The sequence below is a fragment of the Pseudoalteromonas sp. 1_2015MBL_MicDiv genome (assembly GCF_002407505.1).
GTDB classification, from domain to species: Bacteria; Pseudomonadota; Gammaproteobacteria; order Enterobacterales; family Alteromonadaceae; genus Pseudoalteromonas; species Pseudoalteromonas fuliginea.
Window position 1 is genome coordinate 1,394,662 of record NZ_CP012737.1, and the last position, 16,042, is coordinate 1,410,703.

Sequence of the window (16,042 nt, forward strand, 5' to 3'; positions counted from 1 at the left end):
GGAAATGTAGTGAGCCTTTTGAGCTCACTACATTGCTTTTTAAAATTTATTTTTTTAAATAGTTTAAAACTACTTCATGGTGATCTTTAGTTTTGAATTTATTGAAGATATGTTCTATTTCGCCATTTTCATTAACTAAAAATGAAGTACGAACTACGCCCATACTTTCACGGCCCATGAACTTCTTCAGTTGCCAAACACCGTAAGCCTCACAAACAACATGCTCTTCATCGGCAAGCAAAGTAAAGTTAAGATCTTGCTTGTTAGTGAAATTAGTAAGCTTCTTTGGTGTGTCAGGGCTAATTCCTAAAACCACAACGTTTAATTTGTCAAGCTCTGATTTAGAGTCTCTTAATGCACATGCTTGAACTGTGCAGCCAGGAGTCGATGCTCTTGGGTAAAAATACACTAATACCTTTTTGCCTTTAAAAGAGGCAAGTGATACTGATTCATCGTTTTGATCTTGTAACGTAAAATCAGGGGCTTTTTGACCTTCTTTTAACATTTTACAGTTCCTACTATTGTTTGTAAGGACATTATCCTACCATTTTAAGTTATGCTACTTAACTCTTTTAGAAATAATTGTACTGAGTTCATTTATAATTTTACTGTATTTATTAATAGACTCATTACTTAGACAGTTATGGTCATCGTGATAATAAATAATAGACTTTAGATATGATACGTAACCAATTAGCTTGTTGTTAATCTGGTTAATACAAAATGTTTCTATAAATTGCCCTGCATTTTTTTTATATTTGGGTTTTGGGAATTCGTGCCTAAAACAAAGCTTGAAAATCTCCACATCTGTTTTTGGTTCCTCAGAATTTAGCTCATGTATCAGCTGCGATATTAACTTAGTCTTTTTATTTGATATTCTAATTGTTCCATTTATATCAGGAAAGTTACTTCCAGAAATTGTATAGCCATTTAGGGATAAAGTGTTCACAGCTTTCGTTGTCTTTTTTCTGTTTAATTTGAACCCATCTAAATTTAAAAGTATGGATATTTCCTCTAAAAATCTTTCGGAATGAATAAAGTGAGGTTTATAGCTTTTTGTTACTGCTTTTAGACCCATGACTATGGGCTCAAATATTGGCTTTGGAAGCAAAGAGCCTTTAGAAGAGAAGAGCATATCATCAGCATATCGAGTATATTTGATGTGATGAATATCACAGAATTTTTCTATAAGAATATCTATTTTTCTGAATATGATATTTGATACCACCGGTGATAATGGAAAACCCATAGGTAGTATTTCTTCGTTCATGAAAGTTTTATTTTTGCTATTTTCATCAAGTTTCAATGTGATCAAATTATACACTAGTTTTGCGTGAGACTGAGGGCAAGACTCTGATATTGGGTCATCAGAAAAGTGATTTAGGAAATTAGATTTTATAATAGCTGGTGATATTGAATGAAAAAAGTTCTTTAGATCAATGCGTATAAAAAAGTAGTTATTCCTATGTGGCTCAATAAAATCAAAGTATGACTTTTTAGTTTGGTATGCGACAGAAGATTGGTTAAGAGGTATATGTGATAGATAGTTATTAAGAATAAAACGAGATAATTTTTGGTGGAGTGGTTTTAAATTGCTTTCTGGCGTGTATGTAAATTTCTTACCAATTTTAAATTCATTTACATTTTCGAAGCTAAGGGGCGTGAGCCCCTTAGCTTTATCGAAAAATGAATAATCATCTAATATATCAAATACAGTTTTAGATAAAGTAATCTTTTTCATTTCTATTTCTTCCATGACACAAAGAACATCTTTTCACGTTTACGTGCTTTAAAAGCGGCAACAGGAGATACAAGGCGCCAAGCAAGTAAATAAAGGAGCTAGAAAGCACTAGGCTTTATTCTAAATGTAGAATCCCCTAATCTATCGAAGAAGAAACATCTTCAATGATACGGGATATTTGAGGGAATGTAAAAGTGAATGCTTTTTCAAGCTCTGCTAGGCTTGTAGCAGTTCCTCTTAACTCCTCAATCGAAAAGTTAAGGAAGTTAGATACCCAACCACCAGTCTTCGAATTACATGAAGGAATAAACTTAATCACATTTTTATCTAAAAATTTGATTAATACTTTAGTCTCTTTACTAATATAGTTGTAATTATTGTTTTCAATACTACATAGTGTGTCAGATTTACCTTTTAATAACATTCTAAAAATAATTAAGCGTTCAGACTTTGTTATTTGGCTTTCTTTAAACTTACTGACGATATGATTTAGCATCATAGCTCTGATCTTATGAGCAAATATCATATTATCTTGGGATATTTCTTTGCTGCTGTTCCAACCAGTAAATATTGATAGGAAGCATCTTTCTAAGTTACTTTTATCTAAAATTGTGTTTTTATACTTCTCGATTATTACATTTACATCACCTTTGGAGCCAGGGGTTGAGTTTTTTAAAAACTCTATTTTTATCCACTTAATAAAAATTCTTTGGCTGCGAGAACTTATCAGAAACCCTTCGATTGTGTTAGGTGCTAAAAGAATACGTTCTTTTTCGAGAAGAATTGAATTTATTTTCTCAATAAGATCTGAAATATTCCTTTTCTTAAATGCTAATTTGTTATCGGTTAAGTGATTCTTAACTCCGTTAAGTTTTAATATGCTTCCCAACCTTTTATGTAAGTAAGCATTTTTTGAGCCCCAGAAGCTGTATTTAAGACTATTTCTTATTTTAAATATATCTACTTCTTTTGATAAAAAGTTTATGGCGCCATTTTTAAGGTCTATATTAATCATCTTGTCAGCATCATATAAAACTAGGAATGGTATTGCTACATTTGACTTTGTTGGGTTTATTGCTTTCAGCATCACTTCATTTGTTTTGTATACATCGATCTTATTTAATGCTGGGAAAATTCTTTTTAACGATAGGTTTCCAAAAAGCTCTAGTTCAGTCTCACCTTCTACAAATAGTATAAAATTACTAAAGAAAAGTTTAGCCTCATTATCGTCAAAAACATTTACAAATCTGTCATCTTCAAAGTATGAGTTCATTGTAGAACATGAAGTTACAGCATGGCGTTTATTTTTTTTGCATGTCAAATGGTAAACTTTATGTTCATCCTTTTTATTAAAAAGCTTAACAGTCGTTTTTAGTATTGAAGGGTTATGTGTACTAAATATGAATTTAGGGTTGGGGGTTTTATATTTACCTTTTTCCCATTTTTCACTAGTGCTTTTAAAATTTGAGTATATTATGTGTAGGCTATCAATTAGTTGTTCAGCTTTTTTTGGATGTAAACCTATTTCTGGTTCATCAATAAAGACTGTTGGGGTTATAAACTCACGCCTAGTTAACGAAATAACCAGATGAAGGAATATCTCAATGAATTTGTAAGAATTAGTTCCATCGGACTGTTTCGTGAGATCAAATCCATCAATAAGAAAAGTGTGGCCCTTTAAGCCTACTTTGATGTAATTAAGTAACATCTCTTGATAATCGTACTGGCTTGTATCAGTAATATCATTAATTTTTTCTACATACTCTTTATACGAATTACTCTTTGACGATATCTTACTATCAATAAAACTTATGAGCTCTTCTCTAGGTAGGTTTGATGTGTTAAGAAACTTTAGCTTAGTAATTATGTTCCATAGATACTTCCAGTCATATAGGTCTATTCTACGTGTATCAATAGAAAAGAATGGATAAATTCGATGAATAATTTCTCTAATATCTTTATCTTGGTTAGACCATGATATGGAATTATTTTTATGAATTTTAAGTGTCAGGGTATATTGTTTTTTATTGTCACTTTTTTTATACAAATATTCCCACTCGCTTAATTCACTCTTGAACATTGTCTTATACATATGTTTTTGGTAAGAACTATTTTCTTTTTTTGTCCTAATGACATCTTCCAGTCTATTTGTATCAAAAGTTATTTCTATCTCTCCATGATTCGAGTAGCTGGATAGTAAGTTTAAGTTGTTTACTGGTTCATCATTGAGAGATTTATAATAAAAATCTATAGCTTTTAATAAGTTGGATTTCCCTGAGTTGTTTTTCCCAATTAAACAGTTTATGTCTGCTCATAGCTTAGTTCTTAAGGAACACAGACCGTGTGACTTCCTATCTTAAAACGGCAAATATCATTGTTTTTCTCAATGCTTTGCCGCTTACAATTTACCGCTAGTAGCTCAAATACACGATGTATCTTATGGCTGCACCGTGTTTGTTCTATGCAATCCAGAATATCATCCAACCAAAGATAACTGCACTTACTCGCTCTAAATGTCGAGATCGCACACTTAAACATACCCGCTGCACTATGGCAGATAAAACGCTTGATAAGTGTTTGCAGTATGCTCAGCCAAACCAATGATTCGGCAATATGAGGATCTCGTGTGATGAACCCTTTAAGGTTATTCCATGACTTTAGTTCTTTGAAAAACAACTCAATTTGCCAACGAGTTGCATATATATCGAGTAGTTCGTCAAAGCTAAACTGTGCCTCTTTTAAATTAGTAACAAGGAAAACGGGGCGCTTTTCATTCGGTAAATAGATAAGCCTGTACTCGGGCCCATTTTTCTTCCAACGTACTGTTAATTCAAGTGGTTGGCTTGCGAATTTATCGAGTAACGTTTTGATTTTAATGTTCTTTTCTTTAAGTTCTATACCCGCGCAATAAGCTGATGTAACGATTGGGTTAATGTTTTTATTTGCTCTGATCAAAAAATATCCGCCATCTTGAGCTACTTGCTCAAAGTAATCTAAGTCAAAATACCCAGCATCAGCAAGTAATAACGTATCTTCAAGTGTGTGGCTACCTGGTAAAAAGGCGCGCTCAGTTTCAACATCAGGACGAATATCTATTTCGCAGGGTTGTTCATTAAATAGGTCATAGGTAACGTGCAACTCAATTGCGGCAGGACTTACAGCAGTAAAACGACCAGCAAAAACCTGCGCTAATTCATCATGTAGAGCAAATGAAGAACCATCTTGCAATAACACTCGCTGTACTCCTCGCTGGGTAAAAAAGGTTTTATCCAGCGTGTTTACAGTCAATTTAGACATCGCTTGAATAACGAGCTCACGGACAAGCTCAGTCAAGGCTGGTTTTCGAATTTGATTATGAAAGGGTTTATAACTTATCGTGCAATTAGCCTGCGTTCGCAAGTTTTGATGGATATCTGACAAGTTAGCGTCTTGCAGGCAAGATAAGCTTTTAAACACGGCTTTGAGCAGAGAAACGATCGACAGGCAACGGTGTCGAACTTGAAATCCAGAGGTTTTTGCAAGCTCAATGAGGTGTTTTTCTGAGATAAGGGCTTTTAATTGGTTTGAAACTTGGTTAATCTGCATGTGAACTCTGTTTTTAGTCATGTTTTTATTGGCGTAACTATTTGATCATTAACAGAGTTCAACTTCAAGTTTTCTTAAGATCCAACCTATGTATGTCTGCTAGGTTTTGAAGTTTAAAGTCTCTGAAAGAAAGTATGTTTTTTATTCTTATTGACTTGATGGCCATATTGCAATTTCAATCCGTAAAAGTGTAATCATTATAAAGGTATGGGAAACGATAAGTTATCGCTAGATTATTGGAGATTTATGATATTAAATTTTTTAGTTGTTCTAATTGTTTAGTTAGCTCCATACTTTTAATCCTCTCATTTTTAAGCATCGTTTCATAGTCATTACGCGCTAATGACATTCGCTCTAAATTTATTTCTAGTTGCTTAATTTGCTTCTCATTATCAAGGTTTCTATTGAACCAATACACAAGCTCATTTTTTGCATTGTCTAATCTTTCTTCCAAAACTTTTATAGGGTTTTTATTTATAGTTGGTTTGGTTTCAGCCTGTTTTTGGGCTTTTCTTTTTTCTTTTATAAGCTTAAGTTTTTGATTTGGCCAGCCTCTATTACTTATAGCATTCCGGTGAAGGCCTGTTAATCTCGAAAGCTCAGCTATAGTTGCAGGTAGGGAAGGCGTATTATTTATTTTATCTATTGCAGCAACTAGCTTTTGCGTATTTTCATCAAAGGTACGTTGATTTTTGATGTCAAAGGGATTACTCATCAGGCACTCCATGACCAAGTAATGCTAAAACACCTTTAGCTTCATTGATGACTTCTTTGATTTGCTCTTTATTGTCTGCAAAACTAGGGTTGTTAAGGTTAGCCAAATTGGTTGAATAAACCTCTCTCCAGTATGGTGCGTTTGCTTCACTGACTATGGCGTTTGAACACCTTATAGGGTTACATTTTAGTGAGCCTATACAGGGAAGGCTATCATTTGTACTTTCTGAACCATAACAGTAACCTAATCCAACATTTATTACACCGAGTCCTTGCTCAGCCATCGCTTCAAAAATTTCTTCTTTTGAATATCCGCTTGCCATGTAACCTTTAAATGCTAATTTTAATCGCTCTTTATGTTCATTAGCCTTACCACCAAGATAATTACCGTCTGGATCTGCTGTTGCTTTAATAACTTCAATCTCTGATTGTTTTCTAAGGCTTTGCGCCGTTTGGCTTTCCACAAGGATGTCAGCAATTCCACCATAACCCATTGTTACATCACTTGTTGAACCTCTAGACAAAAACTTGTCTACAGTATTGACTAAATGCTTAAGCTGAAATGAGATTAATGGTAAGCCAGCTTCTAATCTATAAAGTTGATATGCAAGCGTGTGACGCATCATATAATTGCTAAATTCAAGGTTATTATCTGGCAAAGCGAACTTTATAAATATTCTTAACTGATGACTTATCATAACCGAGGTTTGCTGGATTTCTTTCTCGTTTGTTTTCTTTGTATGAACAGAGCTAAACATTAAACTTCTTTGTGTTATTGAGCTTAAAATCTTTAATGCTCTTATTGCATCTTCAATTATTGGAATAGCGACCCACTTATCATCGAAAAGGCCTTTCGAAAAAGTACCTTTACCTTTGAAAACATGAGAGCGCAAAAGCTTTATGCCATTCTCTTCGATGAGACAAGTATTTAAATCTATCACTGATAATTCAGAAGGGCGCATTCCGGTATACTGACCTATTAAGTATTTAGCCGCATAACTTATAATTGCGGTTTGATTATTGATATTCGTCAGTGAGATTTTTTTGTCTTTTCCTTTATTGACGAATGCTGTCATGTCTTTTAGGTTATATTTATTTTTAGAGTTAATTAGTTCTTCTGGTATACCGTATTTGGATTCGATATATACTTCTGAATAATTTGCGCTTAAAAGACGGTGAGCTCTATAAAGTTCAAATGTATCTTTGGTAATCCCGGCTTTGCTACAGTATTGAGTTTCACTTTGTGATTCATATCTGCTCACATAAGAGTCCAATACTTCTTCTTCCATTGTTTTTAGGAAGTCGTGTACTAGCAAAGAAGCGGTTCTAATGAGTTTCTCAAAAGCCCAATTCGGCATTACTTGACTTGAGATTTTCTTTTCATAACGCTCTTTCCAACTAAACTGGTAGGGATCAAAGGCTGAAATATTTTCACCAAATATATGCTCTGAAGTATATGGGTTTTGGATATAGGAAAAAAATTGTTTCAAGTCATCATTATACGTATTGGTATGGACTTTTGCGGTTTCTTTGTAATCGATAGTTTGGATTTGAGTAAGGGACAAATATATTTTTTCAATATGCTCTTTCCCTAACTTAACTTCCAAAACAGTAAAAAGAGTGTCTAAAAATCGGAGTCCAGACTTAACATGGGCCAAGACTGTACTGGTAGCAAGCCTAGTAGTTGACTTTTTTTTTGCTTTTTTACGATTGTTAATGAATACCTCAGGAGTTAGCAGAATACTCAGGAGCAAACACTTTATTTCAATAATAACCTCTTCAGGAATGCTTTTATATTTTTTGAAATTTATTTTTAGTTTACTACCTCTGATATTTGCAGATACATTAGGATTTTCTGAGTTAAAATCCCATTCAGTGTCAGAAAAAACAGAGCTAATAGAGGCTGGAAGGCTTAGCAGTTTGGTCAAATATGTCGTGCTTTCATTAGTTGCCACCTTTTTGTGTTCAGCATTTGAGAGGTCTAACTTATATTTTTTGAGATCAGCAATAGTATTTAGCACACTGTAATGTTTTGGTAATCTTTCCATTTTATCTTCCTAAATAAGCTCAGTAGTTTCTATATAGAGAGATAACCCTTCAGCATCGTCAAGCTCACTGAAGCTGAACTCTGAGATTTCAGGATCTAGGATCGAGTTCAACAGCGTTAGGTTACTTTTTATAACATGTCCAAATGGAGTATCTAAGATCCTGCTATTTTGAATTTTGACGAGGTAATCACGTTTCATCGCAAAGAGTTTCGGTAAATCTGTTTTGGTTATGATCACATTTGGACAACTGAGACACATATTATAAGTACTACACGGCTTGCCTGACGTGTAGTTAGGGAGGGCTTTCACAGATTCTGGTGGATCAAAAATATTCTTACAAGTTGCTAATGGAGTTGATATGGGAAGTGATTCTTGGCTATTTACCTGGTTTACTTTTTTACGACTTTTTTTACCCACCGAAGAACTTAAATTGCTATGAATTTCTAGCAATTTATCTCTTATTTTTTTTCTTGCTGTCTGCCCAAAATCATGAATATCTAGGTAGCGCATTGTTGTATATAAATTTCTATGACCCATTAATAACTGTATTTCTCTAATTGAAACCCCTTCTTCTACTAGGTCGCTTACAAATGTAGGTCTAAACCTAGTTGTCTCTAATATTTTTTCGCCGTTTGTCTGGTCCAATAGTTGATGCTTTTCTCTAAAAGCCTTTAAAGCTTTTGTTACATGACCTTTATTAGGGAGGCTTTTTATTAGTCCATTGTAAGTTTCAAACAACCAAAGTTTGTTTTTATGTTCGGGAGTTGCTTTATCTCGAATTGTAGATGTAAGTTTAGTAACAGTACTAAAAATATCTTTTACATGAGTGCCTTGGCTATGGGTTAGCCATTGAAGATTAGCTTTAAAGATATCTAAGTGATATAAATTTTGACCATCAGAACGTTCTTTCCAATATCTAAGATAAGGTTTGCCAGTTGCGGGGTGCTTATCTACCAGATCATCCAGTTCAAGAGCATAAATTGACTCTACATTCATACCTGTTATTTGCATGAGTTTGAGCAAAAATGGAAGTAAGTGGTTCATCGTAATTTTGGGTAAAATACCCCAAGACTCATATACATCCTGATAATTTTCATCGTTACTATTGATTATTTTGTAGAGAATACTACCTGCACGCGTAAGGCGAAAATCATATGAGGTAGTTAGGGGGGTACAAGCCATCTTGTTTTCAAAAATCCAACGAGCATCTTCTAATGTAAGATTGTCGCAGTTCTCTACAAGAAGCTTATCGTTTTCATCAAGAATTTCTCTACCTTTTCCTGATTTTTTATAAGGTTGGAGAAAATTAGAAACTTGGTTAATTTCACTTTCTATTGCTTTTGTGATTTTTTCTTTATCACCTTTATTGTAGGGTTTGTAGCGTTCTGTGACTCTTGTGTAATAACAAAATGGGCTGGGTAAGTAAAACCTTTCAAAATTTGGAGTATTAATATCAATAGCTTTATTTAAAACGTTCTTGTATGTACTTTGTAAAACGTTTGCATAACGATTATGTATTTTTTCTTCTAACATGCAGTGTTTTAAATAAGCATGAAACTCATCTAATGAAAACTCATTCAACACTTTGGAAAGACATATAGGCTGTTCCCCCAGCTTTTCGCTAATCTGTTTTGAAACATGTTTAAAAGTGGACTTTATATCATTACGATAAGAGTCACTTATTTTAACTTTAAACACTGATGTGAATAAGTGCATTAATTGTCGGTGTGGAGAAGCTTTAGTTGGCTGAACTAAGTCATTAAAGCTATTTAATGGTATGGCGAGTAACTCATCCCACTCTTCGTTAAACCACAAATCATAGGCGCGGTTCATTTTTTGTCCTTAATAGATATTTTGAGTTGTGTTTTCTTTACTAGATGTTCCATTTTTTCCGCTTTCGTAAGTAATTCACCATCGCTATCGGTCATTGTCTTATAAAGCTCTAAAGGTATTTTTGTGTAAATCTCAGTACTGCTTAAGAACGCATGCCCAAGTGACTTTTGTACAACAGCAAGCCTGTCCACATAGGTCGGTCCAATGTCCGGTGATTGAAGCAAATCATAGGCATAACCATGCCTTAATTTGTGCGGCGACATAGCCTTCGATAGCATACCTCTTTTTAATGCGCGCTCTGATAGTCTATCCAATAGTTTAGACAGGCCTTTGGGTGTAATAGGGCGTCCTTCAGCATTAAAGAATGCAGGGGTTTCTGATAAGGATGAGTATTTTCTTGAATACTTTTTGTATAGGGGGGAGGCATGATACTTTATTATACGGTTTAAAACGGCTCGACTTACCAAGGTCATTCTTTGCTTTGTATTGTTATGCCGACCTTTCACACCTTGTATCGAAAGAGGGGCGTAGGGAGATAATACTGGCATATCAGTGGTGTGATATATCAATTTTTGACTATTAAATTCTATAGCATCTTCTATATCTTGTTTAGTTATGTTTTGTAATTCTGATCTTCTAATCCCAGAGTCAAAAATAAACTGAAGAATTAGTCTTTCACGCTCTGAGCTACTTTGTAAAATTAGTTTAGTTAACTCATCTAGCGAACATGATATAACAAGTTTTTGCTTTACGGGGCCACTGATCAACCCATTTTCATACGGGCTTTGTTCAATGTATGCGCCTCGAAATTCTTGTTCTTGGTATAGAAATTTGTGGATGAATGCTTGAAATGTTGCATCTCTATTTCTAATTGTTGCCGTAGACAAGTTATATGTAGTTCTTAATTCAGCTAAATATTCTTCAATAACAAATTTTGAAACTGAGAGGAATGCTTCATCAAGGGATGTATTTTGAAATTCTGGGCGTTTTTTCAGATAAGCCAAAAAGTAAGTCAGATTCTTAGCATATGTTTTTGCTGTGTGCCGGCTTATTTTGTTATTTCTCAGGCCATAAGACAGAAACTCAGAGATTAATGGGAGTATTCTCATTCGTTTATTTAATGCAACGACACCAGTATGAAGCTTGTTTATAGACAAACAAACACCTTCATCTTCATTTAACAAAGACTTTGATAGGTCAACGGTTTCGTCAGCAGAAACATAAGAACTGAATTGATCCATAAAAACATGCTTTACTTATTAGGGCTGTGCAGTTTTTAAGCGTAGTAGTAAAATGAGGTTTTGAAAAGGAGGGAGTAACTTATTTAAAATGTAGTGTGCAAAGTCTTAATGGGGGTATAAATGAATACCATCGTACTCTTTACCCATAAACTTTTTGTAGCCCCATACACCAAACGCTTCAGCAATGGCGCGATCTTCATCGGCTAATAAATCAAAGTTAAGCTCTTTTTTAGTTTCAAAGTTTTTAAGGCGCTTAATTGGATCTGGGCTAATACCTACAACACGGGTGTTAAATTTAGCAAGCTGGGCTTGCTCATCGCGTAGGTTTTCGGCTTGTACAGTACAGCCAGGCGTTGACGCTTTAGGGTAAAAGTACACAAGCACTTGTTGCTCTTTTAACAGCTCGCTTAATGTTACTGTTTCGTCGTTTTGGTTTTGTAGGCTAAAAGCGGGTGCTGTATCGCCAGCTTGTAATGGACTAATTGTGTTCATGTTTAGCATCCTTAACGAATTCGTTTAAAAATATAATCTACGTTTAGCGTGTGAGAAAGGCTCTCAAAACTAATTTTAAATTGATCTATATCTACATCAACCGGTATGTTGAATTCAAGTTCACAACGCATTTTAATGTCGTCCTCTTGAGAGTAGGTATCTGATTTTAGTGAGCAAATGCTAATGTTGCTGTCGGCAAAAAAGCGCGTTACTTTACTTAGAGTCCCCGGTGTGTCGATCCCTGTGTACTCGAGGGTATAACCGGCACAAAATTCACTGGGTGTATGACTGGCGGTGCGCTTCATCATGGTAAGCAGGCCAAGTTCCATGGCTTTAGTAGGGAGTACGTGTTCAATACGGCTAATAGCTGACATGTCGCCATTGAGTAACATTATAAAGGTAAATTCGCAGCCTAAAATAGCGATACGGCTATCTATAATATTACAGTGGCAGTCGCTAACTAATTGTGTAAGTTCGCTCACAATACCCGGCCTATCTTCGCCAATAGCAGTTAACACAATTTGATGATTTGAAAATGCAGTCATGGGTTAAAATACCTAAGTTACTTGGATTATAACAACGCAATGGGCAACGCAACTAAATACACTTGAGAAGTTGCACGGCGGCGAAGTTTAACACAAAACACTCTATAAACTACAATGCGGGCTAATTAAGCGCTTTTAAAGTGCGGTGTTTCTTGTTTTTACTGGCACAGGAAAGTACCATAGCTAAAATTTGCTTATTTGCACTTAGATTTTTTCTAAGTTGAAGTGCTGAACTTTATTGCAATTAGGCAGCCAAATAATAAATGTAAAGTTAATATTGATTTTACACTGAACCAAATCGGCATAACCCACTCATATACTTGTTAAAACAATTAAAGGGTATGCTAAGGAGAAATATCTGTGCAGTATTGGATCCCAAAAGCACTTGCTGTAAGTGTATTGGTAAGTTTATCAGGGTGTAGTGTATTTACTAACGATGCACATAATGAGCGTAATTACCGCACGCATGAGCCAGTTAAAGCGCCAGCGTCTCTATCGCAACCAGCCCAAGATCCCGTTTATAAAATGGATATAGGTCAATACGATAATAACCCTGTGGCTACAAACTATCGTCCACCTGCTCAGGTTCTTACGGTAGCTAAGGGCAGCTGGGTTGAAGAAACAGATAAACTGGCTCGTGTTTATTTTGATAAAAATGATGGCATTGACGATTTAGATGAATTTGTTTGGGATTCAATTAAAGCCGTTTTAGCTGACAATAACGTAAGTGCAACCAAAGAAGATAAACTGTTAGGTGTTATTGAAACTGATTGGTATTCAATTATTAAAACAGAAGAAAGCTGGCTTTGGGGCAGTGACGAGAATGCTGATTTAGAAAAATTCAAGTTTACTATTGAAGAAAAATCACATCAGCGAACTGCGTCTTTACGTGTTGATTTAATTGATTTTAAAGGTGATAACGCATTAACCGATTTACTTAAGCAGCAATTAGAAGTGCGCGCGCTTAACCAAGTAGTGAGTGAATTTGATTACCGTTACCGTCAGTTAGAAGTCGATTTACGTAAACGCCAAGGTATTATTTCACTTGAAATGGGCTTTGATAATAAAGGCAATGCGGCACTGGTTACTGAGCAATCTTACGATGCAGTATTTGACCGTTTCTCTGGCTTTTTAGAGCGTTTGTCATTCACTATTGTTGAAATTAACCAAGATACAGGTTTAATCACAGCTGATTATAAAACACCAGAGAGCAGCGTTTGGGATTCTATTTGGGGCGACGAAGTTACTCAATTACCTATTGATGAAGGGCAATACCAAATTTTAGTGAGTAAAACTAAAGAAGGTGGTACAAGCTTAACGTGGATGGATGATAAAGGCGAAACGCTTGAACCAGGTACTATGAACGGTTTACAACAAGCATTAGAAGCGGCACTCATTCAGCGCGGCATTAAAATTTAAATAAGAATAAATTTTTACTACAAAAAGAGCGCTAAGCTCTTTTTGTGGTTTTTATAGGTTAAAAATATGTCTCAATTACCGACTTCTACGCAGTACGATTGGCGTACTTGGTTTACGTTTTTAGTACCTTCACTAATTGGTGTTTTTTTGTTTATGACACCGGTTTCTACCGGTGAAGTAATGACCATTCCTATCGCTATGATGGCTAAAGCAATGCAAGTTTTTTTTGCAGATTCAGCACAGGCTATTATTACGCTAATTATTTGCGCTACAGGCTTACTTTCATTCGTTGTAAGTGTATTTAAACCGCAAGTTATTTGTAAAATTCCACTTTTAAATCATTTATTCAACGTTAGTTGGATTTGGCTGGTTACGCGTTTATTTGGTACTGTGTTTGTGTTAATGACGCATTTAAAAGTAGGGCCACATGCCGTTATTTCTGAAAATACAGGGGCATTGGTGTTAAACGATTTACTGCCTGTATTGTTTTCGGTATTTATACTTGCTGGCCTGTTACTGCCTTTATTACTTAATTTTGGTTTGCTTGAGCTAGTTGGGACTTTATTAACGAAAGTTATGCGACCTTTGTTCGGTGTACCAGGGCGCAGCGCTGTTAACTGTGTGGCATCGTGGTTAGGTGATGGTAGCGTAGGTATTTTAATGACGGCTCGCCAATACGAAGATAAGTACTACACACAGCGCGAAGCCGCTATTATCGGCACTACTTTTTCCGCTGTATCTATTACTTTTTGTTTAGTAGTTATTGGCCAAGTTAAACTTGAGTACTTATTTGCACCGTTTTATTTAACGGTATGTTTAGCGGGTGTTGTGGCTGCTATTATTGTGCCTCGTTTACCTCCATTACGCTTTAAAAAGGATGTATTAATTGATGGCTCAAAGCCTGATGCTAACGCGGAGTTAGTTCCAACGGGTAAAACACTGTTTGGCCATTCTTTAGATGTTGCACTCGCTAAAGCAGATAAAGCCCCAGGTTTTGTCGGTACTGTTAAAGAGGGCGTACATAATGCACTGGATATGGTTTTTGCTGTGTTGCCAGTGGTTATGGCTGTGGGTACTTTTGCGTTAATTATTGCTGAATACACGCCAATTTTTCAGTATTTGGGGATGCCATTCATTCCGTTTTTAGAATTACTGCAAGTGCCAGAGGCTGAAGCAGCTGCACAAACTATTATGGTCGGTTTTGCTGATATGTTTATTCCGTCAATATTAGCAGCTGGTACTATTGAGAGCGATGTAACGCGTTTTATTATTGCAGCTATGAGTGTTACTCAACTTATTTATATGTCTGAAGTTGGTGCGTTGCTGTTAGGCAGCAAAATACCGGTTAATATATTTGAATTGTTTGTGATATTTATTTTGAGAACGTTAATTACTCTACCAATTATTGCTTTTATGGCGCATTGGTTAGTTGGTTAAATAGAACGATTTAATGAATTAAAAAGCCCTGATTAATCAGGGCTTTTTTGTATCTGTTGTATTTTTTATATTGGCGTTGGGCTTTTTAAACTCCTGTTTTGCAGAGAGTCTAATCAGCGCAATATTACCAATGATAATGGTAAAAACAACGGCGACAATAATTACAATATGCCAAGTTTGCATCGCAGTATCACTTAATATTTAGTACGTTTAAGTGTGACCGTTTCACGCTATAACATCAATAAAATAACTAAAAAATACAACCAATAAATTGCTTTTAAAAACGCCTAGCGATCGAAAGCGTTAAAAAATTAAGGCCTGGGTTTGGCTCTTTAAATCCTGCGTTTGAATAGTGAATAACTCTAAGTGCCACGTTGGTTTTTCCAAGGTCGGCAACAAGGCCAATACGGTCTTCAAACTGGTAGTGGGTGCTGATGTTTTTACCTGCAAATTGAGTTTCATCAATCAATGACACACCAATACCAGCTTCAACGTAAAATGGTGTGTTATTGAAACTAAACGCCGGAAACTGTAATACAGGCGACATGGCTAAAACTATGTTCGATTGTGTTTCATCGCCGTGCCGATATTCCCACATATTTACACTTGTCTCAAAATAAAATCGCGCATCACCAATGAGGCTTTGCATACTAGGCGCATGGTATTGGTAGGCTATTTTTACGCCATTGACATTACCTTCGCCTTTAAGAAAGTCTACAGCGAAACCGTGATCCGATTGGGCAAAAGCAAGTTTGCCAAAAAACGAAATTACTAATAAAAAAGAGATAAAAAATATTTTAAGTGACGTTTTCATAGATACCAATTCTGTTTAATTCAAAGTGATATCCAAATGATAAGGGCGAGCAGTTAACAAATTCAATGAGGACAAAATGCCGGTTGTTTATGAGGTGTTAATATAAAATAGTAACTACTTGAATTATATTTAGTTATTTTATTGGTGCTGTTTAGGCACTAATAAGTTGCTTA

13 protein-coding genes and 1 pseudogene are annotated in these 16,042 nt (G+C 35.3%); 2 read left to right on the plus strand and 12 right to left on the minus strand.

Going from position 1 to position 16,042, the window contains the following annotated elements; genetic code table 11:
- Nucleotides 1-46 precede the first annotated feature (46 nt).
- The 10 genes and pseudogenes from bcp (AOR04_RS06415) to AOR04_RS06460 form a co-directional block, all read right to left on the minus strand.
- Nucleotides 47-505 (minus strand): thioredoxin-dependent thiol peroxidase, encoded by a 459-nt coding sequence (gene bcp, locus AOR04_RS06415; protein ID WP_096792810.1) that lies wholly within the window; start codon nt 503-505, stop codon nt 47-49.
- A gap of 54 nt (nt 506-559) precedes the next feature.
- Entirely contained in the window at nt 560-1,756 is a 1,197-nt protein-coding gene (locus tag AOR04_RS06420; protein ID WP_232525519.1) for a reverse transcriptase family protein, read from the minus strand.
- Between the two features lie 121 nt (nt 1,757-1,877).
- The gene (locus tag AOR04_RS06425; protein ID WP_096792811.1) at nt 1,878-4,046 is read right to left on the minus strand and encodes a retron Eco8 family effector endonuclease; all 2,169 of its coding nucleotides are present in this window, start codon (nt 4,044-4,046) and stop codon (nt 1,878-1,880) included.
- A gap of 20 nt (nt 4,047-4,066) precedes the next feature.
- Nucleotides 4,067-5,326, minus strand: a complete 1,260-nt coding sequence (locus AOR04_RS06430) for an IS4 family transposase (protein WP_157770536.1) — start codon at nt 5,324-5,326, stop codon at nt 4,067-4,069.
- 244 nt (nt 5,327-5,570) lie between these two features.
- On the minus strand, nt 5,571-6,041 hold the full coding sequence (locus AOR04_RS06435; protein WP_096792812.1) for a hypothetical protein: 471 nt from the start codon (nt 6,039-6,041) through the stop codon (nt 5,571-5,573).
- Nucleotides 6,034-8,088: a site-specific integrase gene (locus AOR04_RS06440; RefSeq protein WP_096792813.1), complete on the minus strand. Its 2,055-nt coding sequence runs from the start codon at nt 8,086-8,088 to the stop codon at nt 6,034-6,036. The genes AOR04_RS06435 and AOR04_RS06440 overlap by 8 nt, the downstream gene beginning before the upstream one ends.
- A 9-nt stretch (nt 8,089-8,097) precedes the next feature.
- A complete protein-coding gene (locus AOR04_RS06445; RefSeq protein ID WP_096792814.1) occupies nt 8,098-9,921 on the minus strand; it encodes a tyrosine-type recombinase/integrase in 1,824 nt (607 codons plus the stop codon).
- Nucleotides 9,918-11,162 (minus strand): tyrosine-type recombinase/integrase, encoded by a 1,245-nt coding sequence (locus tag AOR04_RS06450; RefSeq protein WP_096792815.1) that lies wholly within the window; start codon nt 11,160-11,162, stop codon nt 9,918-9,920. The genes AOR04_RS06445 and AOR04_RS06450 overlap by 4 nt, the downstream gene beginning before the upstream one ends.
- A 120-nt stretch (nt 11,163-11,282) precedes the next feature.
- Nucleotides 11,283-11,654, minus strand: a pseudogene (bcp, locus tag AOR04_RS06455) (thioredoxin-dependent thiol peroxidase); the annotation flags it as partial.
- A gap of 11 nt (nt 11,655-11,665) precedes the next feature.
- A complete protein-coding gene (locus AOR04_RS06460; protein ID WP_007375924.1) occupies nt 11,666-12,199 on the minus strand; it encodes a glycine cleavage system protein R in 534 nt (177 codons plus the stop codon).
- 360 nt (nt 12,200-12,559) lie between these two features.
- Between AOR04_RS06460 and bamC the strand changes: the two genes are divergently transcribed.
- The gene (bamC, locus tag AOR04_RS06470; RefSeq protein ID WP_033038476.1) at nt 12,560-13,618 is read left to right on the plus strand and encodes an outer membrane protein assembly factor BamC; all 1,059 of its coding nucleotides are present in this window, start codon (nt 12,560-12,562) and stop codon (nt 13,616-13,618) included.
- 66 nt (nt 13,619-13,684) lie between these two features.
- Entirely contained in the window at nt 13,685-15,055 is a 1,371-nt protein-coding gene (locus tag AOR04_RS06475; protein ID WP_008136465.1) for a YjiH family protein, read from the plus strand.
- A 36-nt stretch (nt 15,056-15,091) separates the two neighbouring features.
- Here the strand turns inward: AOR04_RS06475 and AOR04_RS06480 are convergent, their stop codons facing one another.
- Both AOR04_RS06480 and AOR04_RS06485 read right to left on the minus strand, forming a co-directional pair.
- Nucleotides 15,092-15,238 carry a DUF2897 family protein gene (locus tag AOR04_RS06480; RefSeq protein WP_081824590.1) on the minus strand — a complete coding sequence of 49 codons (147 nt, stop codon included), beginning with the start codon at nt 15,236-15,238 and terminating at the stop codon, nt 15,092-15,094.
- Between the two features lie 94 nt (nt 15,239-15,332).
- Nucleotides 15,333-15,869, minus strand: a complete 537-nt coding sequence (locus AOR04_RS06485) for an acyloxyacyl hydrolase (protein WP_096792816.1) — start codon at nt 15,867-15,869, stop codon at nt 15,333-15,335.
- Nucleotides 15,870-16,042: the final 173 nt, after the last annotated feature.

Bases quoted from the DNA above. Each gene is read 5' to 3' on its own strand.
- bcp (WP_096792810.1), bottom strand. From the start codon at position 505: ATGTTAAAAGAAGGTCAAAAAGCCCCTGATTTTACGTTACAAGATCAA.
- AOR04_RS06420 (WP_232525519.1), bottom strand. From the start codon at position 1,756: ATGGAAGAAATAGAAATGAAAAAGATTACTTTATCTAAAACTGTATTT.
- AOR04_RS06430 (WP_157770536.1), bottom strand. From the start codon at position 5,326: ATGCAGATTAACCAAGTTTCAAACCAATTAAAAGCCCTTATCTCAGAA.
- AOR04_RS06435 (WP_096792812.1), bottom strand. From the start codon at position 6,041: ATGAGTAATCCCTTTGACATCAAAAATCAACGTACCTTTGATGAAAAT.
- AOR04_RS06440 (WP_096792813.1), bottom strand. From the start codon at position 8,088: ATGGAAAGATTACCAAAACATTACAGTGTGCTAAATACTATTGCTGAT.
- AOR04_RS06445 (WP_096792814.1), bottom strand. From the start codon at position 9,921: ATGAACCGCGCCTATGATTTGTGGTTTAACGAAGAGTGGGATGAGTTA.
- AOR04_RS06450 (WP_096792815.1), bottom strand. From the start codon at position 11,162: ATGGATCAATTCAGTTCTTATGTTTCTGCTGACGAAACCGTTGACCTA.
- AOR04_RS06460 (WP_007375924.1), bottom strand. From the start codon at position 12,199: ATGACTGCATTTTCAAATCATCAAATTGTGTTAACTGCTATTGGCGAA.
- AOR04_RS06475 (WP_008136465.1), top strand. From the start codon at position 13,685: ATGTCTCAATTACCGACTTCTACGCAGTACGATTGGCGTACTTGGTTT.
- AOR04_RS06480 (WP_081824590.1), bottom strand. From the start codon at position 15,238: ATGCAAACTTGGCATATTGTAATTATTGTCGCCGTTGTTTTTACCATT.
- AOR04_RS06485 (WP_096792816.1), bottom strand. From the start codon at position 15,869: ATGAAAACGTCACTTAAAATATTTTTTATCTCTTTTTTATTAGTAATT.